Source organism: Kitasatospora sp. LaBMicrA B282 (assembly GCF_050325825.1).
Taxonomy (GTDB): Bacteria; Actinomycetota; Actinomycetes; order Streptomycetales; family Streptomycetaceae; genus Kitasatospora.
The window spans coordinates 14,387-38,280 of sequence record NZ_JBNQTI010000076.1 but is presented as its reverse complement, the minus strand read 5'-3'; the positions used below and the strand labels follow the sequence as shown (position 1 = coordinate 38,280).

The window sequence follows — 23,894 nt, the reverse complement described above, 5'->3', positions numbered from 1 at the left end:
GGGCTGGCGGTGGCGTAGACCTCGGCGCCCCAGTGGCGGGCGAGTTGGACGGCGGCCATGCCGACACCGCCGGCGGCGGAGTGGATCAGGACCCGGTCGCCGGGCTTGATCCCGGCCAGGTCGTGCAACCCGTAGTACGCCGTCATGAAGACGGTCGGCACCCCGGCAGCCTCTTGGAAGGACCATGCCTCCGGCATCGCGGCGAGCACCCGCTCGTCCGCGATGGTCAGCGGCGCGAAGGCGGCGGGGAACTGGCCGAACACCCGGTCGCCGGGCGCGAAGCGGGTCACCCCTGGGCCGGTCTCCACCACCACGCCGGCACCCTCGGTGCCCAGGCCCTCGTTCGAGGGTGCCAGGCCCAACGCCACGGCCGCGTCGTAGAAGTTGAGGCCGGCGGCGCGGACCTGGAGCCGGACCTCGCCGGGCTCCAGCGGTCGGGTGGCGCGGGGGTTGGCCATCTTGCCGACCGCCTCGAAGGTGCCGCCGCCCGGCGTGTCGATCCGCCAGTCCTGACCGGCGCCGAAGCCGCTGACCGCCGGGATCTGACCGGAGTTGCCGCCGCGCACCACCCGCGGGGCCAGCAGGACGCCGTCCCGGTGGGCCAGTTGGGGCTCACCCGCGGTCAGCGCCCGGGCCAGCAGGGCCGGCAGCTCGGGGGTGCTCTCGGCGGCCGGGTCCAGGTCCAGCAGCAGGAACCTGTCGGGGTGTTCGGCCTGGGCGGTGCGGATCAGGCCCCAGGCGGTCGAGGCGGGCAGGTCCGTGACGTCACCCGCGCCGTCCCGGGCGGCACCCACCGCACCACGGGTGACCACCACCAGCGGGGTCTCCTCCAACTGCGGTTCGGCCAGCCAGGCCTGCACCGCGAGCAGCAGGTCGACGGCCACCCGGTAGGCGGCCTCGCCGGGCTCGGCCGGGTCCGGGTCGCCGACGGCGGAGACCACCGCGCAGTCCGGGAGCCCGGTCCCCGCCGCCAGCTCCGCGGGGGTGGGGTAGCGGGTCGCGCCGGGCAGCGAGCCGGCCAGGCCCAGCGGGTCCGGTCCGAGCACGGCCACCCGGCCGGGCAGGTCGGTGCCCGCCGCCACCGGCGTCCACTCCAGGGCGTAGAGGCTGTCGGTGACCGGCGCGGTCGTGCTCAGTTGGGTCCGGTCCAGCGGACGGACGTGCATCGCCTCGAGGTGGATCACCAGGCGGCCGGCCGGGTCGGTCGCGGTGAGCTGCACGGTGGTGGCGTCGAGCGAGCGCAGCCGCACCCGCAGCGTGCGGGCGCCGGTCGCGTGCAGCGTCACCCCGTTCCAGGCGAACGGCAGCCAGACGCCGTCGTCCGGGAAGCCGTCGTGCCGGCTGAGCGCGTGCAGCGCCGCGTCCAGCAGGGCAGGGTGCAGGCCGAACCGGTCGGCCTGCTCGGCGGCCGGCTCCGGCAGCACGGCCTCGGCGTAGACCTCGTCCGGATCGGCCCCGCGCCAGAGGCCGGTCAGGCCCTGGAAGGCGGGGCCGTAGCCGTAGCCGCGGGCGGTCAGCTCCGGGTAGAGGTCGTCGACCGGGACGGCGGTGGCCGTGGCGGGCGGCCAGGCGGCCGGATCGGCGAAGTCGACGTCCACCACGGGGGCGCCGGCGTCGGCCTCGGTGAGGGTGGCTTGGGCGTGGCGGGTCCAGATGCCGCCGGGCGTGGTGGTGGTGTGGGGGCGGGAGTAGACGCCGGCGGTGCGTCGGCCGTCTGGGTCCGGGGCGTCGACCACGACCTGCAGGTCCAGTGCGCCCGCGGTCGGCAGGACCAGTGGCGCCTGCACGATCAACTCCTCGACGCGGGCGCAGCCCACCCGGTCCCCGGCGCGGATGACCAGGTCCAGGAACGCCGTGCCGGGCACGATCGCGGTGCCCGCGACCGTGTGGTCGGCGAGCCAGGGCTGGGCGGTCAGGGAGAGGCGGCCCGAGAGCACGATCGTGTCACCGGCCGCCACGTCCACCGCGGCGGCGAGCAGGCCGTGGTCCACCTCGCCCAGGCCGACGCTGGCCAGGTCACCGGCCCCGCGCGTGCCGCGCTCCAGCCAGTAGCGGGTGTGGTCGAAGGCGTAGGTCGGCAGCTCCGGCAGCACCGCACTGGCGGTGGTCGTGGCCGGGAGGGCTTGGGTCCAGTCGAGGTCGACGCCGGTGGCCCACAGGTGGCCCAGACCGGTCAGCAGGGCGCGTTCCTCACCACGATCGCTACGAACGAGGGGGATCAGGGCGATGGTGTCCTGGTCCTGGGGCAGGCACTCGGCGGCCATCGCGGTCAACACCGCCCGCGGGCCGATCTCCGCCAACGCCCGCACCGGGAAACGCTCCACCGCCTCCAGCACCGCATCCGCGAACAACACCGGACGCCGCACCTGCTGCACCCAGTACTCCGCACTGCCCCACTCCTGACCGCTCACGGGCTTGCCCGTCACCGTGGAGACCACCGGGACCTGCGGCGCGGCGAAGGTGAGCTTCTCCACGACCCGGCGGAAGTCGTCCAACATCGGCTCCATCAACGCCGAATGGAACGCATGCGAGACCCGCAACCGCCGCGTACGCACCCCCGCCTCGTCCCAGTGCGCGGCCAGCTCATCCAGCACCTCCAGCGGGCCGGAGACCACCGTGGAGCGCGGCCCGTTGACCGCCGCCACCTGCACCCGACCACCGGCCCGGACGGCCAACACCCCCTCCACCTCATCCACCGCCGCCCGCACCGACAACATCCCGCCACCAGCAGGCAACGCCTGCATCAACCGACCCCGCGCCACCACCAACGCCGCCGCATCCGCCAGCGACAACACCCCCGCCACATGCGCGGCCACCACCTCCCCCACCGAATGCCCCACCAACACCTCGGGCCGCACCCCACACGCCGTCACCAGGCGGTACAGCGCCACCTCGAACGCGAACAGCCCGGCCTGTGTGAACACCGTCCGATCCAACAAGCCCTCTGGATCAGGGGCCGTGAACATCACCTCCCGCAACGAACACCCCAACAACGGATCCACCACCCCACACACCTCATCCAACGCCCCCGCAAACACCCCAGAGACGGCGGACAACTCCCGCCCCATCCCCGCCCACTGCGCCCCCTGCCCCGAGAACAACAACCCCACCCCAGGACGCGCCGCCACCACCCCCGCCACCGCACCACCGACCAACTCACCCGCACCCGCAAACGCCCGCAACCCCGCCACCAACTCGGCCCGACCAGCCCCCGCCACCACCAGCCGATGCCGCAACGCCGACCGCCCGGCCAACGAGCGGCCGATCGCGCCCGCCTCGACGTCCGCGCCGGCGGACTCCACGAAGTCGGCCAGCCGCGCAGCCTGCGACCGCAGCCCACCCGCACTACCACCGGAAACCACCCACGGCACCACCGCGCCACTCACGGCCGGCCCAGCCGAGGTAGCCGGCTCCCCGACCTCCCCGAGCTCCGGCGCCTCCTCCACGATCACGTGCGCGTTGGTGCCGCTGACCCCGAACGAGGACACCCCGGCCCGCCGCACCCGCTCACCCCGCGGCCACGCCACCGACTCCGTCAACAGCGAGACCACGCCCGCGGACCAGTCCACGAACGGCGCCGGCTCGTCCACGTGCAGGGTCCGCGGCAGCTCCTGCGCCTGCAGCGCCATCAGCATCTTGATCACACCGCCGACGCCGGCCGCGCTCTGCGCGTGGCCGATGTTGGACTTCAGCGAGCCGAGCAGCAGCGGGTGACCCTCCGGCCGGTCCTGGCCGTAGGCCGCGATCAGCGCCTCGGCTTCGATCGGGTCGCCGAGCCTGGTCCCGGTCCCGTGCGCCTCCACCGCGTCCACCTCGGCGGCCGTCACACCGGCGTTGGCCAGCGCCGCCCGGATCACTCGCTGCTGCGAGGGGCCGTTGGGGGCGGTCAGTCCGTTGCTCGCCCCGTCCTGGTTGACCGCGCTGCCGCGCACCACGCCCAGCACCCGGTGCCCCAGCCGCCGCGCGTCGGAGAGCCGCTCCAGCGCCAGCAGGCCGATGCCCTCACCTGCGCTGAAGCCGTCGGCGGCGGCGCTGAACGGCTTGCAGCGCCCGTCGGCCGCCAGGCCGCGCTGCCGGGAGAACTCCTGGAAGGCCACCTGACTGGCCAGCACGGTCACGCCGCCGGCCAGCGCGAGCGTGCACTCGCCCTGCCGCAGCGCCTGCACCGCCAGGTGCAGCGCCACCAGCGAGGAGGAACAGGCGGTGTCGAGGGAGAGTGCCGGACCCTCGAACCCGAACGAGTACGACACCCGCCCGGAGAGCACGCTGGCCAGGTTGCCGGTCAGCGCGTGACCTTCGACGCTCTGCGGAAGGTGCTCCAGGTCCGGCAGGTAGGCGGAGGTGGAGGCGCCGACGTAGACGCCGGTGCGGCTGCCCTTCAGCGCCAGCGGGTCCAACCCGGCCCGCTCCAGGACCTCCCAGGACACCTCCAGCAGCAACCGCTGCTGCGGGTCCATCGCCAACGCCTCGCGCGGCGAGATCCCGAAGAACTCCGCATCGAAGCCCGCCACGTCCGTCAGGAACCCACCCCGCCGGGCGTACGACTTCCCCGACTTCTCCGGGTCCGGGTCGTACAGGTCCGCCGGCCAGCCACGGTCGGTCGGGAACTCCGAGGTCGCATCGACCCCGCCCGCCACCAGCTCCCACAACTCCTCCGGCGAACCCACCCCACCCGGGAACCGGCACGCCATCCCCACCACCGCGATCGGCTCCCGCGCCGCCTCGGTCAGCCGGTGGTTCTCCCGCTGCAGACGCTCGGTCTCCTTGAGGGAGGACCGCAGCGCTGCGACGATCTCGTGATTCTCCGTTGTCATCCTGGTCTCTCCGCTCTTGCCTGCCATCGGGTCAGGAACCGTGCGCGCCGCGCGCCATCCGCACGAGGTCCTCGACTGCCATCTCGTCGATCCGGCTGGTCTCCGCGGACTCGCCGGCCGGGTTCGGTGCTGCCGCCGGTTGCTCCGCCGGTGCCGGGGCTTCCGCCGGGGTCGGGAAGCGGTCCAGCAGGTGCTCGGTCAGCGCCGCCGCGTTCGGGTGGTCGAAGACCGCGATGGGGGAGAAGCGCAGCCCGGCGACGCCGGAGACCCGGTTGCGCAGCTCGATCGCGGTGACCGAGTCGATGCCCAGGTCCTTGAACGCCGTGCCGGGGTCGAGTGAGCGGGCACTGGCGTGGCCGAGCACGGTGGCCAGTTCGGTCAGCACCAGGTCGAGCAGTTCGGTCCGCCGCCGCTCCGGCTCCAGCGCGGCCAACTGCGCCAGCCGGTCGGGTCGTTCCTGCTCGGCGGGGGTGCGGTCGGCCGGTCGGGTGCGCACCTCGGCGACGAAGGGGTGCGGGCGGGTGGCGCCGAAGCGCTCCGCGAAGCGGTCCCAGTCGACGTTGGCGATGGTGACCGTGGTGTCGTCCTGGGCCAGCGCCTGGAGCAGCGCCATCACCCCCAGGTGCGGGGTCATCAGGTCCATCCCGCCCAGGCTCAGCCAGTCGATGAACCCCTGGTCCTCGGCCATCCCGCGGCCGGCCCAGGCGCCCCAGGCGATCGAGGTGGCCACCTTGCCCCGGGCCCGGCGGTGCTCGGCGAAGGCGTCCAGGTAGGCGTTGCCGGCCGCGTAGGCGGCCTGCCCGACGTTGGGAATCAGGTTGCCGGCGGAGGAGTAGAGCACGAACGCCGACAGGTCGAGGTCCGCGGTGAGCTCGTCGAGGTTCTGCACCGCGCGGGTCTTGGGCAGCAGCACCCGCTCCAACTGGTCGGCGGTCAGCTCGTTGACCGGTCCGTCGTCCACCACGCCGGCCGTGTGGAAGACGCCGGTCAGCGGCCGGTCGGCGGGGACCGCCGCCAGCACCCGGGCCAGCTCCGCCCGGTCGGCCAGGTCGCAGGCCGCCAGGGTGACGCTGGCCGCGCCCAACCCGGTGAGCTCGGCGTGCAGTTCCGCGGCCCCCGGGGCGGCCGCGCCCTGCCGGCTGACCAGCAGCAGGTGGCCGCCCTGCCGGGAGAGCCAGCGCGCCACGTGGCCGCCGAGGGCGCCGGTGCCGCCGGTGACCAGCAGGGTGCCGGACGGGCGCCAGGGCGTGCCCGGCGCGTCCGCGGCGACCGGGGCCCGCAGGATCCGGCGGGCCAGCAGGCCGGTCGGGCGCAGCGCCAGCTGGTCCTCGTCGGCGATGCCGGCCAGCGCCGTGCAGAGCAGCTGCGCGGCCCGGGCGTCCAGCACCGGCGGGAGGTCGAGCAGGCCGGCCAGGCGCTGCGGGTTCTCCAGCCCGGCCACCCGGTTCAGCCCCCACAGGTGGGCCTGGGTCGGGCTGGTCAGGGCGTCGGCGGGGCCGGTGGCCACCGCGCCGCTGGTCGCCGACCAGAGCTTGGCGTCGCATCCGGCGGCCTCCATGGCCTGCAGCAACACGACCGTGGCCAGCAGGCCGGCGGGCACCACCGGGTGCTCGGGGTGGGCGGACTCGTCCAGCGCGAGCAGCGAGAGCACCCCGCTGATCGGCTGGTCGCCGGGCTCGGTGAGGGCCTCGACGAGCGCGGCCGGCTCCGGGTGCGCGGCGTCGAGCGGCAGCAGCACCGGCTTGCCGCCGTGCTCGCCGATCGCCCGCAGGCAGGCGGTCACCAGGTCGTGTTCGGTCGACTGCGCCGGGGCGACGACGAACCAGGTGCCGGTGAGCGATCCGGGCTCGGCCCCGGTCGCCAGCGGGCGCCAACCGATCCGGTAGCGCCAGGAGTTGACCACCGCGGTCTCCCGCCGCTGCTGCCACCAGCGGGACAGCGCGGGCAGCACGGCGCCCAGCGAGTCGCGCTCCGCCGCCGCGTCCAGTCCGAGCAGGCCGGCCAGCTCGGCCGGGTCGGCCTGCTCGACCAGCCGCCAGAACCGCTGCTCCGCCAGGTCGGGCGCCGCGGCCCGGTCGTCGGCCGGGGTGTCGAGCGGCAGGTCGAGCGCGGTGCCGTCGGCGTCGGCGGGCAGCAGGGCCGGCCAGGCCACCGGCACACCGGCGGTCCAGAGCCGTGCGGCGCCGGTCAGCAGTCGGGGCAGCCCGCCGTCGGTCCGGCGCAGCGTGCCGCTGACGGTCACCCGGTCGCCGAGGCCGCGCGCCTCGGCCGTCTCCTCGATCCCCACGGTCAGCACCGGATGGGCGCTGGCCTCGACGAACACCGTGAACCCGGCGTCCAGCAGGGCCTCGGTGGCGTCCTGGAAGCGCACCCGGCTGCGCAGGTTCCGCAGCCAGTAGGCGGCGTCCATCGTGGTGGTGTCCAGCTCGGCGCCGGTGACCGTGGAGTACATCGGCACCCGGCCCGGGCGTGGCTCCACCCGGCCCAGCGCGGCCAGCACCCGGTCGCCGATCGACTCGACCTGGGGGGTGTGCGAGGCGTAGTCGACGGGGATCCGGCGCACCCGCACCTCGGCCGCCTTGCACGCGGCCATGAACTCCTCGGCCGCCGCCACCTCACCGGCGACCACGGTGGACGAGGGCCCGTTGACCGCCGCCACCCAGAGTCGGTCGGACCAGTCGTCCAGCAGCTCGGTCACCGTGTCGAGACCGGCCGCCACCGACAGCATGGCACCGTGCCCGGCGAGTTCCACCAGCGCCGCCGAGCGCGCCACGACCACCCGCATCGCGTCCGGCACCGAGAGCACCCCGGCCACGCAGGCCGCGGCGATCTCGCCCTGCGAGTGCCCGATCACCGCCGCCGGCACCACGCCGGCCGACTCCCAGAGCCGGGCCAGGCCCAGCATCACCGAGAACATCACGGGTTGGACCACGTCGACCCGTTCGAACGAGGGCGCGTCCGGCTCGCCGCGCAGCACGGCCGGCACCGACCAGCCGGCCAGTTGCTCCACGACGGCCGAGCACTCCGCGATGGCCGCGGCGAACACCGGTGAACTGTCCAGCAGTTCGGCGCCCATCCGGTCCCACTGCCAGCCCTGGCCCGGGAAGACCAGCACCGGGCGCGCCGGGTCCGGCGCCACGCCCGTGACGGCGCTCGCGGGCGTCTCACCGCGCTCGGCGAAGGCCGCCAGGTCGGCCAGCAGGCCGCCGGTCTCCTCGCCGACCAGGGTCAGCCGGTGCGGCTCGCCGGGACGCAGGGCGAGCGCTTGGCCGACCGCGGCGGCGGGGGCCGGCGAGCCGGCCAGCGCCTCGTGCAGCCGTCCGGCGCGGGCGCGCAGCTCGGCCGCGCTGCCGGCGGAGAGCGTCCAGCAGGTGGTCGGCAGCAGCGGGAACTCGCGGTACCAGTACGGCTGGTGGTCCCACGGGTAGCCGGGCAGGTCGACCTGGGTGCCGGCGGCCGGGTCGGGGGTGGCGGGCCGGTGGCCGGTGGCGAACAGCTCGGCGACCAGGCGGGCCGGGGTGGTCTCCGTCGACGGCAGGGTCAGCACCCGGTCGCAGTCGGCGGCGGTGCGCGGTTCGGCCGGCCCGGCGAGTGCTTCGCCCGGCGCGCCGGTGGGGTCGGTGCCCGGGAGCAGGTGGCGCAGCGCTGCCGCCGTGGTCAGTTCGCCGCGCGCCCAGGCCGCGGTGACGGCGCCTGCTCCCAGGCCGGTGGCCGCGTGCGGGACGACCCCCCAGTGGCGCAGCGCCGCGGTGGCCGCGGCCTGGTGGCAGAAGACCCGGGCCGGGCGGAGTGCGGGGTGTTCGGCGTCGCCGGTTCCGACCGGCACCCCGGTGAACTCGGCCAGAAGCTGGGCGAGTTCGGCCGCCTGTCGGCGGTACTCCGAGGACCCGGCGGCCCAGCCGGCCACGACCGCGGCGGCGGGCAGCTCATCGGGGTAGTGGAAGGCGAGCGTGGCCTCGTCGCTGCTGTCGACCCGGCCGAGCCGGGTGTCCGCGGTGGGCCGGCCGTCGGCGGCCGCCCGCAGGGCCGCGGCCAGGGTCGCGGCGTCGGGGCCGACCACGGCCAGGCGGTGGTCGAGCAGCGAACGCCGCCGGGTGGCGGTGAAGGCGATCCCGGCCACCTGCTCCGGCGCCGCGGTCAGCCGGTCGGCCAGCCCGCGGGCCACCGCGGCCAGCGCCTGCGGGGTGGCCGCGGTGGCCAGCAGCACCTGGTCGCCGCCCGCCGCGGCGGGCCGCTCGGCCGGCGCCGGGACGAACTGCTCCACCACCACGTGGGCGTTGCTGCCGCTGAACCCGAAGGCGCTCACCCCGGCCCGGGCCGGCCGCTGCCGGGTCGGCCACGGGCGCTCGTCGGTCACCAGGGCGACCGGCAGCCGCTCCCAGTCGATCCGGCTCGACGGCCGGTCCAGCACGTGCGGCGGCAGCTGGCCGTGCCGCAGCGCCAGCACCACCTTGAGCAGGCCCACCGCGCCGGCCGCCGCGCCGAGGTGGCCGACGTTCGCCTTGGCGGAGCCGATCAGCAGCGGGTCGCCCTGGTCGCGATCGGCGCCCAGCGCCGCGGCCAGCGCGCTCACCTCGATCGGGTCGCCCAGCGGGGTGCCGGTGCCGTGCGTCTCCACGTAGTCCACCTCGTGCGGGGCCCAGCCGGCCCGCTCGACCGCCCGCCGGACCACGTCGGCCTGCGCGGCCGGGTTGGGCACGGTCAGTCCGCCGGTGGCGCCGTCCTGGTTGACGGCGCTGCCGCGCAGCACCGCGTGCACCCGGTCGCCGTCCCGCAGCGCGGCCGCGAGCGGCTTGAGCACCAGGACCACGGCGCCCTCGCCGCAGCCGAAGCCGTCGGCGGCCTCGTCGAAGGCCTTGCACCGCCCGTCGGGGGAGAGCGCCCCGCCACCGGCCATCGAGGCGATCAGCGGGCTGGGGGCGACGATCGCACTGGCGCCGCCGACCACGGCCACCTCGCAGTCGCCGGAGCGCAGCGCCTGGCAGGCCAGGTGGACGGCGGTCAGCGAGGCCGAGCAGGCGGTGTCCACGGCCATGCTGGGGCCGCGCAGGCCGAGCACGTAGGACAGCCGGCCGGCGAGCGCGGCGAACGAGGTTCCGGTGCCCTGGTGCAGGGTCAGACCGGTGTCCGGCATGGCCCGCGCGACCAGGTACTGGTAGTCGGCCATGGACAGGCCGGCGTAGACGCCGACCGGGCGCTCGGCCAGGGTGTGCGCCGGGCAGCCGGCGTGCTCCAGGGCCTCCCAGGCGGTCTCCAGGAAGAGGCGCTGCTGCGGGTCGAGCAGCGCGGCCTCGCGCGGCGAGATCCGGAAGAACGGCGCGTCGAACTGCGCGAGGTCGGGCAGGTAGGAGCCGCGTGGGGCCACCGTGTCGCCCAGTTCGGCCCAGATGGGGTCCCGCAGCCGGTCGGCGGGCAGCTTGCCGGCGGTGGTGGTGCGGGTGTTCAGCAGGTCCCAGAACTGCTCCGGCGAGGCTGCGCCCGGCAGGCGGCAGCTCATGCCGATGACCGCGATGCCGTCCGGCTGCTCGGGGGTCTGCGTGGCGGCCGGCTCGGGTATCGGTGCGGCGGCGGGTTCGGGGGTCGGTGTGGCAGCGGGCGCCGTGGCGTGGGGGGCCAGCTCGGCGAGGTGCTCGGCCAGCGCGGCGACGGTCGGCCGCTCGAAGACGATGGTGCTGGGCAGCTCCAGCCCGAGCTGCTGTTCCAGCCGCCGGCGCAGGGCCACCGCGGTGAGCGAGTCCAGGCCCTGCTCGAACAGGCCGCGGCGGCGGGCCACCGGCTGCCCGGCGGGCAGGCCGAGGACCTCGCGGACCGCGTCGGTGACCAGCTCGACCAGGCCGCCGGCCCGACCGGCGGCGGCAGCCGACGGAGCCGGTGGCACCGCCACCGGCACGGGCGGCACGGGCGGCGTGAGGGGCGCGGCCGGTGCGACCGGGGTGACCGGCGCAACCGCCGGGGCCGGTGCGACTGCCGCAACCGCCGCAGCCGCCGCACCCGCCCCCGCGTCGAGCCGCGCGTACGCCTCGCCGGTGACCCGGTCGTGCTCGTCCAGCAGGCTGATCCGCACCTTGGCGGGCCCGCCGCCCACCGCGCCCGCGCGCTGCGGGTCGGTGACGCCCTGGCTGCCGCGCGGCACCCCGGGCAGCCAGTAGCGGTCCCCGCCCCAGGACGGCACCGGCAGCGTCCGGTAACGCACCGGGCCGGCCACCGCGGCCGGCCACCGCACCGGCGTGCCGGCCGCGTGCAGCCGGGCCAGCGCCCGGTAGCCGGCCAGCCGGCCGGGCTCGTAGCGGGAGAGCACCGGCAGCGCCGGCGCCTGCCGCCCGCGTAGCCGCTGTGCCTCGGTCAGCGAGGGCACCAGCACGGGGTGCGGGCCGATCTCCACCAGCGGGTGGTCGTCCTCGGCGAGCAGCCGGTCGATCGCCGGCCAGAACCGCACCGGGCTGGTGAAGTTGCGCACCCAGTACCCGGCGTCGTAGGTCAGGTCGGTGGCGTCCGGGTCCACCGTGGAGAGCAGCCGGACCGCGGGGGCGGCCGGGCGCAGGCCGGCCAGCGCCGCCCCGAGGCGCGGCCCCAGCTCGCCGATCAGCGGGCTGTGCGCGGGCGCGTCGACCCGCAGCTGACGGCAGCGCAGGCCGCGCGCCTCCAGCGCAGCGGCGGCCTGCCCGACCTCCGCTGCCGGGCCGGCCACCACGAGCGAGGTCGGACCGTTGACCGCCACCACGGTGACCGGCAGCCCGGTCTCGGCCAGCACCGCGGTCACCGTCTCCTCGTCCGCGGTGACCGCGTGCATCAGGCCCCAGCCGGAGGCGAGCCCGAGGGTCTCCGAGCGCCGCACGATCAGCGTGATCGCGTCCGGCAGGCTCAGCACCCCCGCAGCGTGCGCCGCGGCGACCTCGCCGAGGCTGTGCCCCACGATCGCGCCCGGCCGCACGCCCTTGTCGGCGAGCCAGCGGGTCAGTGCGACCTGGACCGCGAAGATGGCCGGCTGGACGATCTCGGTGCGGTTCAGCCCGGCCGCGGGGTCGGCCCCGCGCAGCTCGTCGAGCAGCTGCCAGCCGGCCGTCGCGCTGATCAGCTCGGCGCACTCGTCGAGCGCCGCCCGCACGACCGGGTCGTCCCGGTACAGGTCCAGCGCCATCCCCGGCCACTGACCGCCCTGGCCGGAGTAGACGAAGACCGGCTCCGGCGCGCTCTCCGGGTCGAGCACCACGCCCGGGTACCCGCCGTCCTGCGGCTCGGTCGGATCGGCCAGCACCTCCAGCAACTGCGCGCGGTCCGCGGCCACCACCGCGTAGCGGTGCGACTCGTGGGTGCGCCGGTTGGTGCTGGAGGCGGCCAGGTCGGCGAGGTCCGCGGGCTCGGTCGCCGCCACCGACTCGCGCAGCGCGCCGAGCTGTTCGGCCAGTCCGGCGGCGCTGCCGGCGGAGGCCAGCAGCACGTAGGGGTGCCCGGGCCGGTCCGCTTCGCGGGCCGGCGCGGTGGGCGGGGCCTCCACGATCACGTGCACGTTGGTGCCGCTGAGCCCGAAGGCGCTCACCCCGGCCCGGGCCGGCCGGTCGGGCCCGCCGATCGCGGTGTGCTCGCTCGGCACGGTGACCACGCCGTCGCGCCAGTTCACGCCCGGGTTGAGCCGGTCCACGTGCGGCTGGCGCGGCACCGTGCCGGAGTTGACCACCCAGGTGCTCTTCAGCAGGCCGCCGATGCCGGCCGCCGCGTCCATGTGGCCGAGCAGCGCCTTGTGCGAGCCGACCAGCAGTGGAGTGCCGCGGTCGGCGCCGTACACCTCGCCGATCGCGTCCACCTCGATCACGTCGCCGATCGCCGTGCCGGTGCCGTGCGCCTCCACGTAGTCCACCTCGGCGGGCGCCAACCCGGCCCGCCGCAGCGCCAGTTCGAGCAGGTCCGCCTGGGCGGCCGCGTTCGGGACGGTCAGCCCCATGCTGGTGCCGTCGTTGTTGGCGGCCGAGCCGCGGATCACCGCGTGGATCCGGTCGCCGTCGGCCAATGCGTCGGCGAGCCGCTTGAGCACCACCACACCGGCACCCTCGCCGCGCACGATCCCGTCGGCCGCGGCGTCGAACGGGCGGCAGCGGCCGGAGGGGGAGAGCGCGCCCACCCGGCTGAGGAAGATGCTGATGTCCGGGGTGATGAGCAGGCTGACCCCGCCGGCCACCGCAGTGTCGCACTCGCCGGAGCGCAGCAGCTGGCAGGCCTGGTGCACCGCCAGCAGCGAGGAGGAGCAGGCCGAGTTGACCGCCGAGACCGGGCCGGTGAGGTCGAAGGTGTACGCCAGGCGGCCCGCGGCGAAGCTGAACTCCAGCCCGCTGACGTGGTGCTGGCCGATCGACCCGGTGCCCAGGGTGCGCGCGTGGAGCAGCTCGTAGTCCTTGGCGAGCAGCCCGAGGACCACCGCCGTCCGTGACCCGGCCCACTGCTCGCGGGTCCGCCCCGCGTCGCTCATGGCCTCCCAGGCCACCTCCAGGACCAACCGCTGCTGGGGGTCCAGCAGCCCGGCCTCCCGCGGGCTCACCCCGAAGAACGGGGCGTCGAAGCGGTCGATGTCCGGCAGGAAGGCGCCCATGCCGTTGGCGATCCGGCCCGGCCCGCCGTTCGGGTCGCTGCGCTCCGCCTCCCAGCGGTCGGCCGGCACCGGGGTGAAGACGTCGGGGGCCCGGGTCAGCAGGCGCCCGAAGGAGTCCAGGCTGCGCACCCCGCCGGGGAAGCGGCACCCCACACCCACGATGGCGACGGCGGACTCGGCTGCGCTGGCGGGTGTCGATCCCTGGCCGGAATCGGTGCTCATCTATTCCCTCCGAAGGGATGGGGTGGGGAATCCGGACTGCCGTGGGCGGGGAATTCAGCAACGCACACCGGTGGCGCTCCGATGCTAGGAATCGGCCGCTGCCGCCGTCAGCCCCTACGGGCCCCTAGAAGGCCACCGGCCGCCTTCTAGGGGTGAATTACGGGTGCCGGTCGGCCACGCCTCCTTGCGACGCTGGGGAAAAGTCGACGCGCCCGTGCGCAATGCCTTTCCGGACAAGGCACGGGCGCCCCGAAGGGAGCAGTCCAGATGCGCGGGAAAATCGCGGTGGTCACGGGGGCCGCCGGCGGGATCGGCGCGGCCGTGGCGCGGGCCCTGGCCGCGGACGGCGCGGTGGTGGCCGCCGTGGACCGGGACGCGGCCGGCGCCCGGACCACCGCCGACAAGCTGGTCGCCGACGGCCTGGCCGCCCACGCCTTCGTGGCCGACGTCAGCCGGGAGGCCGAGGCGGAGGCCGTGGTGGCGGCGGTGGAGGAGCAGCTCGGACCGGTGCACTACCTGGTCAACGCCGCCGGCGTGCTGCGGCTGGGGGAGGCCGGCGACTTCAGCGAGCAGGACTGGCTGGAGACCTTCGCGGTCAACAGCACCGGGGTCTTCCTGATGTCCCGCGCGGTGGTGCGCCGGATGGTCCCGCGGGGCGCGGGCGCGCTGGTCACGGTGGCCTCCAACGCGGCCGGGACCGCCCGCACGCAGATGTCCGCCTACGCCGCCTCCAAGGCCGCGGCGCTGATGTTCACCAAATGCCTGGGGCTGGAGGTGGCCCGGCACGGAATCCGCTGCAACGTGGTGGCGCCGGGCTCCACCGACACGCCGATGCTGCATTCCATGTGGTCCGACGAGACCGGCCCGGCCCGCACCATCGAGGGCTCGCCGGAGGCCTACAAGGCCGGCATTCCGCTGCGGAAACTCGCCAGCCCGACCGACATCGCCGACGCGGTGCACTTCCTGCTCTCGGACCGCGCCGGTCACATCACCCTGCAGCACCTCACCGTGGACGGCGGCGCCACCCTCGGCGTCTGACCCGCCGGGCGTGGTGCGGCCAGGGCCTCTCTTATGGGTCTTGTCGGATTGGCGCGCGGCTCCCCCGGCCTGGCGGCCGGGAGGTGCCCCCACCCCCAGCCGCCAGGCTGGGGGCGGATGTCCGGCGTCGCGAGCCCGGCAAGATCCGTGAGAGAGGCCCCAGCGTGCACCGCACGCCTCGGCCCCCGGCTCCTGAGGCGGAGCCGGGGGCCGAACCCGTTTCCGGCGGGGCCGGTCGGTCAGCGGCGCTGGCCGAAGCCCACCGTGGCCTCGCCGTCCGCCTCGGCGGCCGCCTCCAGCGGGGCGTAGCGCACGGTGCGCCCGCTGGCGGTCAGCGTGCGGTCCCAGGCCACTCGGGCCAGGCCGGCGCGGGCCGTGGCACCGGCGAGCAGCCGGCCCGTGGCGGACAGGGCGGCAGCGGCGGGCGAGGGGTGGATCCCGGTCGCGGCGAGGGCGGTGGCCGCCGGTTCGCCGGACTCCGTCCAGGGCCCGAAGGCCACGCTCAGCGTGGGCAGGCCCGCGGCCTGCCGCTGCCGGGCCAGCACCTCGAAGCAGGAGTCGGTGGCGGTCTGCAGCGCGCCGCCGCCGTGGCCGGTCAGGGCACCGATCGGGGTGGCCAGCACCAGGAAGTCGAGCTCCCCGGTGCGCTGGTGCAGCAGCTGCGGGGCGTGCAGCGCCCCCGCCAGGGCGGCCCGGAAGTCCGCCCAGCCCCAGCTGTCCAGGCCGCTGTCCGCGACCGGGTCGGCCAGCCGGATCACCCCGCGCAGCGGCGGCAGTTCGGCCTCGACCCGGTCCAGCACCGCGCCCAGCAGCGCCGGGTCGGCCGGGTCGCCGGTGAGGCGGAGCACCGCTGTGCCGCCCTCGCCCGCCGCCGGCTCGGCCGAGCCGGCCACCGCGACGGCCCGGGCCCCCTGCTCGGCCAGCCAGTCGACCACGGCCGCGGCCTGGTCCGCCGTCCCGCCCAGCACCAGGTAGCCGGCATCCTCCCGGATCTTGATGCTGCCCTCGCCGTCGGCGGGCGGCTCACCCTCCTGGAGCCGGGCCTCGTACCAGCGCCCGCCGCGCACCGCCAGGTGACCGGAGGCGGCCAGGCCCACCGCCTGCCGCACCACCCGGCCGGCCGTCGGCACCGGCGCGCCCGGCTCCAGGTCGACCTGGACGCAGGCCAGTTCCGGGTGCTCCCAGATCACGGTCCGGGCGAGCGCGGTCGGCAGACCCGCGGCCGGTCCGGCGGCGATCCGGTCGGTCGGCCGCGGGGTGCTCGCGCCGGTGCTGCAGAGCACCACCGCCGGGCCGTGCCCGGCGTGTTCGCGCAGGAAGCGCTGCAGGAAGGTGAAGGCCTGCTCACCGCCGTCGAGCCCCGCGCCGCCGTCGAGCCCCGCATCGCCCCCGAGCCCCGCAGTGCTGTCGGTCGGCTCGCCGGTGTGCAGCAGCAGCCCGGCCACCGTGGTGCCGCGCTCGCGCAGCTGCGCCCACAGCTCGTCGAAGGACTCCGGCCGCTCCGCCGCGGCGACCAGTAGGTCCCCGTCCGCGTCGGCCCCGGCGCCGTCCGCCGCCGGGAGCACCGCGAGGGCCGGGATGCCCTCCAGCGCCAGGTCGGTGCACCACTGCCGGACCTGCCGCGGATCGGTGCCGTGGACCAGCCAGCTGCCGCCCGGGGTCGCCAGCACCGGCTGCGCCGTGGACTCCGGCAGCGCACGCCAGTCCAGCCGGTGGCAGCGCAGCGGCACCGCGGCGAGCTGCGAGAGGGCCGCGGGGGCCAGCGGGGCCGGCCGGATCCCGGTCAGCTCCAGCAGCCGGCCGCCGTCCGGCGCCAGCACCGCGAGGTCCACCAGGTCGTCCGGTCGGCGCACCGCCCGGACCCAGCAACTCGCCTCGCCGGCCGCGGCGTCCGCCGCCGCCCGGTGGACGGTGACCTCGGCCACCGAGGCCACCCGGGCCGGCTGCGGCGCCAGCGTCGCGGCCAGCGCCAGCGCGTTCTCCAGCACCGCCGGCGCGACGGGTCCACCGGCGGGGTGGCGGCGCGCCGGGTCGTGCCCGACCTCGGCCAGCAGCCGGTCGGCGCCCCGCCAGAGGCGCTCGACCCGGGCCGCGGCCCGGTCCGGCTCGACCCCGTGCTGCCACCACTGCCGGTACCACGCCGCCGGGTCCTGCTCCGTCAGCTCCGCCCGGAGCTGCGCCGGGTCGATCGGTGCGGGCGCTGCGGCCTCGGCCGGCTCACCGAGCCGGGCGTCGACCAGCCGGGCGTCGACCAGCGGGGTCCAGCCCGCCGCGGTGTGCGCGAAGCCGCGCACCCGGGTGCCGGTTGCGGTGGCCTCCAGCCGGGTCTGCAGCCGCAGCGGCCGGTCGCCGGCCGGCGCGATCGGCTCGGCCGGCGTCACCTCGCGCAGCCGGGCGGACCCGGTGGTGCCGGCGGCGGCCAGCGCCCAGTCCAGCAGCGCGGCGGCACCGAGCACCGTGGCGCCGTGCACCCGGCCCGCGCCGCCCGCCCGCAGCGCGGCGGTGCCCACCTCCTGGGCGAACCAGCTGCCGTCGCCCTCGGCCAGCTCCACCGGGTGCCCCAGCAGCGGGTGCGCGGGTGCGCCGGGCCCGGTCGCCCGGCCGGCCCCGTCGGGCGGCAGCAGCCAGTACCGCCGGGTCTGGAACGGGGAGGTGGGCAGCTCCACCCGCCGGGCCCGGTGCCCCTCGACGGCGGGCGACCAGCGCACCGGTGCACCGTCCGCGTACAGCGCGCCGAGCGCCGTCAGCAGCGCTGCCGCCGGGTCGGCGCCGGTCTGCTGGGCGGCGACCAGCAGCACCTCCTTGCCGCGCTGCCCGGGCCGGCGCGGCTCGCCGTGCGCGGCGACGGCGCGCCGAGCCGGTTCGAGCAGTGCGTCGTCCGGCCCCAGCAGCAGGAAGCGGGTGGCGCCCGCGGCCACCAGGGAGCGTGCCGCGGACAGCAGCCGGGTGGGCCGGGTCGCGTGGCCGGCCCAGTACTCGGGGTCGCCCAGCTGCTCGACGGTGACCGGCTCCCCGGTCAGCCCGGAGACGAGCGGGACCGACGGCGGCTGGACGGTCAGCTGCCCGAGCACCCGGCGCAGCCGCGTCTGGTCGGTCGCCGGCCGGGCGGCCGGCAGCAGCGCCCGGTCCGGGTGCGCCGCGGTGGCCCGCCCCCGCGAGCGCCAGCGCTCGGCCAGCGCGGCCAGTTCGGCACCGTCCCCGGCCAGCACGGTGGCGCCGGGTTCGTCCACCGCGGCGATCGCCACCCGGGCGTCCGCGCCGGACTGCGCCAGGTCCGCGGTGACCTCGGCCTCGGTGGCCCGGACCCAGAGCGCCGCCCGGTCGGCGCTCTGCTCGGGGAGCGGCAGCGCGACCGCCAGCGCGCACGCGTCCGGCAGGCTCAGCATCCCGGCCGCGACGGCCGCGGCCACCTCGCCCACGCCCAGACCGGCCACCGACTCGGGGGCGATCCCGAACTCCGCCACCAGCCGGTGCAGCGCGATGTCGAAGGCGAACCGGGCGAGTTGGGCCAGTCGCGCCGGCACCGGGCGGGCGGCCGGGTCGAGCAGCTCGACGCTGAGCGGCCGCTGGTCCCCGCCCGCTCCGGCGCTGGCCAGCGCCCGGTCGAGCTCGTCGCAGACCTCCAGCAGGGCGGTCCGGAAGGGCGCGAAGGCCTGGGCCAACGCACCGGCCGAGCCGGGGAGTCCGGACCCGGCGGCGGCGAACAGCAGGGCGGTGCGGCCCGGCTGCGCCAGCCCGCGCAGCAGCCCCGGGGCGGTGCTGCCGGCCGCCACCGCGTCCAGGCCCGCCAGCAGCGCGGCCCGGTCCCGCCCGACCAGCACGGCGCGGTGCCGGAACGCCGAGCGGGTGGTCGCCAGCGCCACCGCGGTGTCCAGCGGGTCGGCGGTGGTCACCGCCGCCCGCACCCGGGCGGCCTGCTCGCGCAGCGCCGCCGGGGTGCGCCCGGAGAGCACCCAGGCGACCGGCCGCTGCGGGCCGGCGCCCTGCTGCTCGGGCTCCGGTTCCGCCGGCGGCTCCTCCAGCACCAGGTGGGCGTTGGTGCCGCTGAGCGTCAGGCAGGAGACGCCGGCCCGGCGCACCCGCTCGCCGCGCGGCCACGCCTCGGCCTCGGTGACCAGCCGCACCGTGCCCGCGGACCAGTCCGCATGGGTGGTGGGTTCGGTCACGTGCAGGGTGCGCGGCAGCCGCTGGTGACGCAGCGCCATCACCATCTTGGTGATGCCGGCGACCCCGCCGACGGTCTGGGTGTGGCCGATGTTGGACTTCACCGAGCCGAGCCGCACCGGGTCGGCCGGGGTGTGCGCCCGTCCGTAGGTCCCGATGACCGCCTGCGCCTCCACGCCGTCACCGAGCGCCGCGCCCACGCCGTGGCCCTCCACCACGTCGACGCTGTCCGGGGTGATCCGCCCGTCGGCCAGGGCCTGCCGGATCACCTGCTCCTGGGCCTGGGTGCGCGGCGACCACATGCCGTTGGTGGCGCCGTCCTGGTTGATCGCCGAGCCGCGGATCAGGGCCAGCACCGGGTGCCCGTTGCGGCGCGCGTCCGACAGCCGCTCCAGCAGCAGCATGCCGACGCCCTCGGAGAGGCTGACGCCGTCCGCCGCCGCCGAGAAGGACCTGGACCGCCCGCTGGGGGAGCTGGTCCCGCGGCGGCGGAAGTCCAGCAGCGTGGTCGGCAGCGACATCACCGAGGCCCCGCCGGCCAGCGCCAGGGTGGCCTCGCCGTTGCGCAGCGCCTTGGCGGCCAGGTGCACCGCGACCAGCGAGGAGGTGCACTGGGTGTCCACGCTCAGCGCGCCGCCCAGCAGGCCCAGCAGGTACGACACCCGGCCCGAGGCGGCCCCGGCGGAGCTGCCGAAGCCGATGTAGTCCTGCAGCTCGGCCGGCGGCGGCCCGCCCAGCAGCAGCGGGTAGCCGCCGAACTGGATGCCGGCGTAGACCGCCGTCCTGGTGTCCTTGGCCGACAGCGGGTCGATCCCGGCCCGCTCGAACGCCTCCCAGCTGGTCAGCAGCAGCAGCCGCTGCTGCGGGTCCAGCGCCAGCGCCTCGGCCTCCTCCATCCCGAAGAACTCCGGGTCGAAGCGGTCGAAGTCGCCCAGGTAGCCGCCGTTCAGGTCGGGCACGGTCGCGGCCAGGTTCCAGCCGCGGTCGGTCGGCGTCCCGGAGATGGCGTCGGTCCCGGCCTCCAGCAACGCCCACAGGTCCTCCGGCGAGCGCACCCCGCCGGGGAACCGGCAGCCGATCCCGATGATCGCGATCGGCTCGTGGTTCCGCTCCTCCGCGGCGGCCAGCCGGTCACGCGTCAGGCGCAGTTCGGCCGTGGCCTTCCGGAGGTACTTCTGCAGCTTCTCTTCGTCTGCCATCTGGTTGTCGGCTCCTCGTGCGAAAGGCGTCGGCCGGCCGGCGGCCGCTCGTGGCGGGCGGCGGCGGACTACTGCTCCGCGGGCGGCGTGACGGTGCAGTTCTGGATGTCGTAGAGCTTCCACTCGCCCTCCACCTCGACGAAGGCGTCGAGCCGGAAGTGCTGGTCGTCGATGACGGTGTACGCGTCCTTGGAGCGCGAGCGGACGCCGACCTCGCCGAGCACGTGGTCGCCGACGAACTCCAGGTGGCCGTCCTGCCAGCCGGGGGAGGTGGAGGTGCCCATGGTGCCCAGCGAGTCGAAGTAGTAGGACTCGAAGTACTGGTTGGGCTCGCTCCAGCCGATCACCCAGGTGCCCTCCAGCTTGGGGGAGCCGTCGCCGTAGGTGGCGGTGAGGTCCATCTGGTAATAGCGGCCGCCCATGATCGGCCGGGTCACGGCGACCATCCGGACGCCGGTGTCGAAGGTGGTGACCATGGTGCCGAGCAGGAAGTCGAGCTGGTGCATCTCGGCCGGCGGCTCGTTGTCCTTCTTGACCGGGCGGGCGGTGGGGCGGTGGTTGTCCAGGTAGTCGGACAGCTTCCGGTCGGCCGCGTTGCTCTCGGTCGGGTCGCTGCTGGTGGTGGCGGCGTCGGTCATCGGGGACTCCTCGCTGGGTCTTGGGGGGTGTGGGTGGGTCAGGCGGCCTGGGCGGCGGCCAGCTTGGCGACCATCGCGGCGATGGCGCGCACGTTCTTCAGGTCCTTGGCGTTGAGCTGCCGGGGCGGGATCGTCACGCCCAGTTCGGTGCGCACGTAGGTGAGCAGCACCACGGTGTTCAGGGAGTTGAGCACGCCCCACTCCAGCAGCGGGGTGGTCTCCTCCAGCTCCCCCTTGGGGTCGCCGTCCAGGAAGCGCTCCCGGACGAAGGCGGTGATCCTCTGCTGGATCTCGGCGGGTTCGAGGGTCTGGCGCTGCGCCATCGGTCATTCCTTCCGGTCGGGTTCGGACTGGACCTGGTCGGCGAGCGCGGCGCGGTCGACCTTGCCGTTGCGGGTGCGCGGCAACCGGTCGATCCGGTGCAGTTCGTCGGCCAGCATGTAGCGCGGCAGCCGCTGCGCGCAGTGCCGGCGCAGCTCCAGCGGCCCCGGCTCGCGGTCGGGGCCGGCCACCACGAAGGCCACCAGGCGGGCCGCCGCGCCGGCTCCGACGACCAGCGCCGCGGCCTCGGCCACGTCCGGGTGCGCGGTCAGCGCGGCCTCGACCTCGCCGAGCTCGATCCGGTGGCCGCGCACCTTGACCATGTGGTCGCGCCGGCCCACGTAGTCGAAGGACCCGTCCGGCAGCACGGTGACGACGTCCCCGGTGGGGTAGGGGCCCAGCTGCAGCGGCCGGCCCCAGTAGCGGAGCATCACGGTGGGGCCCTCGACGTACAGTTCGCCCTCGTCGCCCGGCCCGCCGACGCTGCCGTCGGCCTTCTGCGCCCAGCACTTGTCGCCGGAACAGGCGACGCCGATCGGCACCGGGCGGTCCCGCTCCAGGTCGGCCGGCTGCACCTCGTGCCAGGTGCACACGTTGGTCTCGGTCGGCCCGTAGAGGTTGAGCAGCCGGGCCGTGGTCCACCCGGCCAGCGCGCGCACCTGCGGCAGCGGGAACGGCTCGCCGGCGAACAGCACCGCCCGCAGCGCGCTCGGCGCCGGCTGCTCCAGCAGGCCGCCCTCCTGCACCATCAGGGTCAGCGCGGACGGCACCGAGTACCAGACGGTGATCTCCTGGCGGCGCAGGAACTCCACCAACTGGACCGGGGCGTAGGCGAGTTCGGCCGGCACCAGGTGGACCGAGGCGGCCGTGGCGAAGGCCGCGTACAGGTCCAGCACCGACAGGTCGAAGTTGAACGGCGCGTGGTTGGAGAACCGGTCCGCGGGGCCCGCCTGCAGCTCGGCCACCGCCCACTCGACGAAGGCGAGCGCGTTGCGGTGGCTGATGCACACCCCCTTCGGGGTGCCGGTCGAGCCCGAGGTGTAGAGGATGTAGGCCAACTCGTCGGAGTCCACCTGCTCGTTGACCGCCGCCACCGGGCCGCTCGACTCCGGGGCGCTCGGTTCCGGCTCGCTGGGTTCCGGGCCGCTCGGCTCCGTCGCCGCGGCCTGCTGCGCCGGGTCCTGCCCGGTCAGGGTGCGGCAGGGCAGCGCGGGCGGCAGCCGGTCGACCAGCTCCTCGGCCCGCTCGGCGGTGGTGAGCACCACCGAGGCCGCGCAGTCCCCGGCCAGCGCGGCGACCCGGGCCGGCGGCGCCGAGCCGTCCATCGGCACGTACGCGGCGCCCAGCCGCAGCACCGCCTGCATCGCCACCACCACGGCGGCGGACTTCTCCGACCAGATCACCACCCGGTCCCCGCGGGCGACCCCGAGCGCCCGCAGCCGGTGCGCCAGCCGGTCGGCGTCACGGTCGAGCCGGCGGTAGTCGAGGGTGGTGTCCTGGGTCACCACGGCCGGCCGGTCGGGGTGCCGGGCGGCCGAGTCGATCACCAGCTGATGGAGTGTCATAGTCCCAACTGCCTTGCCACGAGTTCCCGCTGGATCTGGGTGGTGCCGGAGAAGAGGGTGCTGGGGAGACTGTCGCGCAGCTGCTCCTCGGCACCGCCGGTCAGGTAGCCGCGGCCGCCGAAGAGCTGCAGCGCGTCCAGCGAGTTGGCCACCGCGGCCTCGGAGACCGCGATCTTCGACAGCGCCACCTCGGTGACGTGCTCCTCGCCGCGGTCGAGCAGCCAGCAGGCGCGCAGCAGCAACAGCCGGGCCGCCTCCAGGCGCTGGCGCATGCCGACCAGGGTGTGCGAGACCGCCTGGAACTCGCCGATCCGCCGGCCGAACTGCCGGCGCTCACGGGCCTGTTCCACGCACTCCTCGAGCTGGCGGGCCATCGTGCCCAGGTAGATGCCGAACAGGCAGGCCCGCTCCCAGGCCATCGAGTGCTGGAAGACGGCCGCGCCCTGGCCCTCGCCGCCGAGCAGGTACTCGGCCGGGACCAGGCAGTTCTCGAACCGCACCCGGCCGGCCGGGCAGCCGACCAGGCCCATCTTCGGCAGCGGCTCGCCCAGCACCACCCCGGGCAGGTCGGTGGGGACGGCGAAGGCCGACAGGCCGAGGAAGCCCGCCGCGGGGTCGGTCGCCGCGTAGGTGACCACCAGGTCCGCGATCGGTGCGTTGCTGGCCCAGGACTTCTCGCCGTCGAGCAGGTAGCCGTCGGCGGTGGGCCGCGCGGTCACCGCGAGGGCGCCGACGTCGGACCCGGCGCCGTCCTCGGTCATCGCGTTGGCGGCGACCAGCTCGCCGCTCGCCAGCCCCGCCAGCAGCTGCTCGCGCACCCGGTCGTCGGCGAAGTCCCGCACCGGGACCGCGCAGGCCAGCAGGTGCGCGGCGACCGCGAAGGCGAAGCCGGTGTCGGGGCAGGCCCGGCCGAAGGCCTCCAGGCAGAGCGCGGTGTCCAGCGCCCCGAGACCGGCGCCGCCCACCTCCGCGGGCAGGCTCAGGCCGGTCAGGCCGATCCGCCCGGCCGCCCGGAAGTTCGCCCGGGCCGCCGCCGGATCGGCCACGGCACGGACGCCGGCCCAGTGGGCGCGCACGTCCGCGTCGATTGCCTCGCAGCGTTTCCGCGCTGCCTCGTCGAGTCCAAAGTCCATAGCGATTCGTGCCTCATCGTGAGGAGTTGCGTCGGATGCGGCCGCGCGGACCGGCCGGTCGGAGCCCGGCGGGGAGCAGCCGGGAGGCACGGCGCGGACCCGGGACCGGCGACCCCGGACCGGTGCCCCCCGCCACCCGCGGGGCAGCCGGTCGCCCTGCCGGGTGACCACGCTAGGGAGCGCGGCGAGCCGGTGTCACCCCCTAGAAAGCGGCCCCGC

Annotated in this window: 8 protein-coding genes; 1 reads left to right on the top strand and 7 read right to left on the bottom strand. The window is 76.1% G+C overall.

Annotation, left to right across the window (positions count from 1 at the left end; translation table 11 throughout):
* Both ACQRUO_RS21500 and ACQRUO_RS21495 read right to left on the bottom strand, forming a co-directional pair.
* Positions 1 to 4,814: beta-ketoacyl synthase N-terminal-like domain-containing protein (locus tag ACQRUO_RS21500; RefSeq protein WP_428317633.1), on the bottom strand; the 4,814-nt coding region annotated here is incomplete at its 3' end.
* A gap of 31 nt (positions 4,815 to 4,845) precedes the next feature.
* Positions 4,846 to 13,617 (bottom strand): type I polyketide synthase, encoded by an 8,772-nt coding sequence (locus ACQRUO_RS21495; protein ID WP_428317632.1) that lies wholly within the window; start codon positions 13,615 to 13,617, stop codon positions 4,846 to 4,848.
* Between the two features lie 267 nt (positions 13,618 to 13,884).
* On the opposite strand from ACQRUO_RS21495, the gene ACQRUO_RS21490 reads away from it, so the two are divergent.
* The gene (locus tag ACQRUO_RS21490) at positions 13,885 to 14,655 is read left to right on the top strand and encodes a 2,3-dihydro-2,3-dihydroxybenzoate dehydrogenase (protein WP_428317631.1); all 771 of its coding nucleotides are present in this window, start codon (positions 13,885 to 13,887) and stop codon (positions 14,653 to 14,655) included.
* 239 nt (positions 14,656 to 14,894) lie between these two features.
* Here ACQRUO_RS21490 and ACQRUO_RS21485 read toward each other — a convergent pair whose 3' ends face one another.
* From ACQRUO_RS21485 to ACQRUO_RS21465, 5 genes are all read right to left on the bottom strand, one after another.
* The gene (locus ACQRUO_RS21485) at positions 14,895 to 20,018 is read right to left on the bottom strand and encodes a beta-ketoacyl synthase N-terminal-like domain-containing protein (RefSeq protein WP_428317630.1); all 5,124 of its coding nucleotides are present in this window, start codon (positions 20,016 to 20,018) and stop codon (positions 14,895 to 14,897) included.
* A gap of 68 nt (positions 20,019 to 20,086) precedes the next feature.
* Positions 20,087 to 20,656 (bottom strand): DUF1579 family protein, encoded by a 570-nt coding sequence (locus tag ACQRUO_RS21480; RefSeq protein ID WP_428317629.1) that lies wholly within the window; start codon positions 20,654 to 20,656, stop codon positions 20,087 to 20,089.
* A 38-nt stretch (positions 20,657 to 20,694) separates the two neighbouring features.
* Positions 20,695 to 20,979: an acyl carrier protein gene (locus tag ACQRUO_RS21475; RefSeq protein WP_428317628.1), complete on the bottom strand. Its 285-nt coding sequence runs from the start codon at positions 20,977 to 20,979 to the stop codon at positions 20,695 to 20,697.
* Positions 20,980 to 20,982: 3 nt separating this feature from the next.
* Positions 20,983 to 22,542, bottom strand: a complete 1,560-nt coding sequence (locus tag ACQRUO_RS21470; protein WP_428317627.1) for an amino acid adenylation domain-containing protein — start codon at positions 22,540 to 22,542, stop codon at positions 20,983 to 20,985.
* On the bottom strand, positions 22,539 to 23,675 hold the full coding sequence (locus ACQRUO_RS21465; protein ID WP_428317626.1) for an acyl-CoA dehydrogenase family protein: 1,137 nt from the start codon (positions 23,673 to 23,675) through the stop codon (positions 22,539 to 22,541). The genes ACQRUO_RS21470 and ACQRUO_RS21465 overlap by 4 nt, the downstream gene beginning before the upstream one ends.
* Positions 23,676 to 23,894: the final 219 nt, after the last annotated feature.

Bases quoted from the DNA above. Each gene is read 5' to 3' on its own strand.
- ACQRUO_RS21480 (WP_428317629.1), bottom strand. From the start codon at position 20,656: ATGACCGACGCCGCCACCACCAGCAGCGACCCGACCGAGAGCAACGCG.
- ACQRUO_RS21490 (WP_428317631.1), top strand. From the start codon at position 13,885: ATGCGCGGGAAAATCGCGGTGGTCACGGGGGCCGCCGGCGGGATCGGC.
- ACQRUO_RS21495 (WP_428317632.1), bottom strand. From the start codon at position 13,617: ATGAGCACCGATTCCGGCCAGGGATCGACACCCGCCAGCGCAGCCGAG.
- ACQRUO_RS21465 (WP_428317626.1), bottom strand. From the start codon at position 23,675: ATGGACTTTGGACTCGACGAGGCAGCGCGGAAACGCTGCGAGGCAATC.
- ACQRUO_RS21475 (WP_428317628.1), bottom strand. From the start codon at position 20,979: ATGGCGCAGCGCCAGACCCTCGAACCCGCCGAGATCCAGCAGAGGATC.
- ACQRUO_RS21470 (WP_428317627.1), bottom strand. From the start codon at position 22,542: ATGACACTCCATCAGCTGGTGATCGACTCGGCCGCCCGGCACCCCGAC.
- ACQRUO_RS21485 (WP_428317630.1), bottom strand. From the start codon at position 20,018: ATGGCAGACGAAGAGAAGCTGCAGAAGTACCTCCGGAAGGCCACGGCC.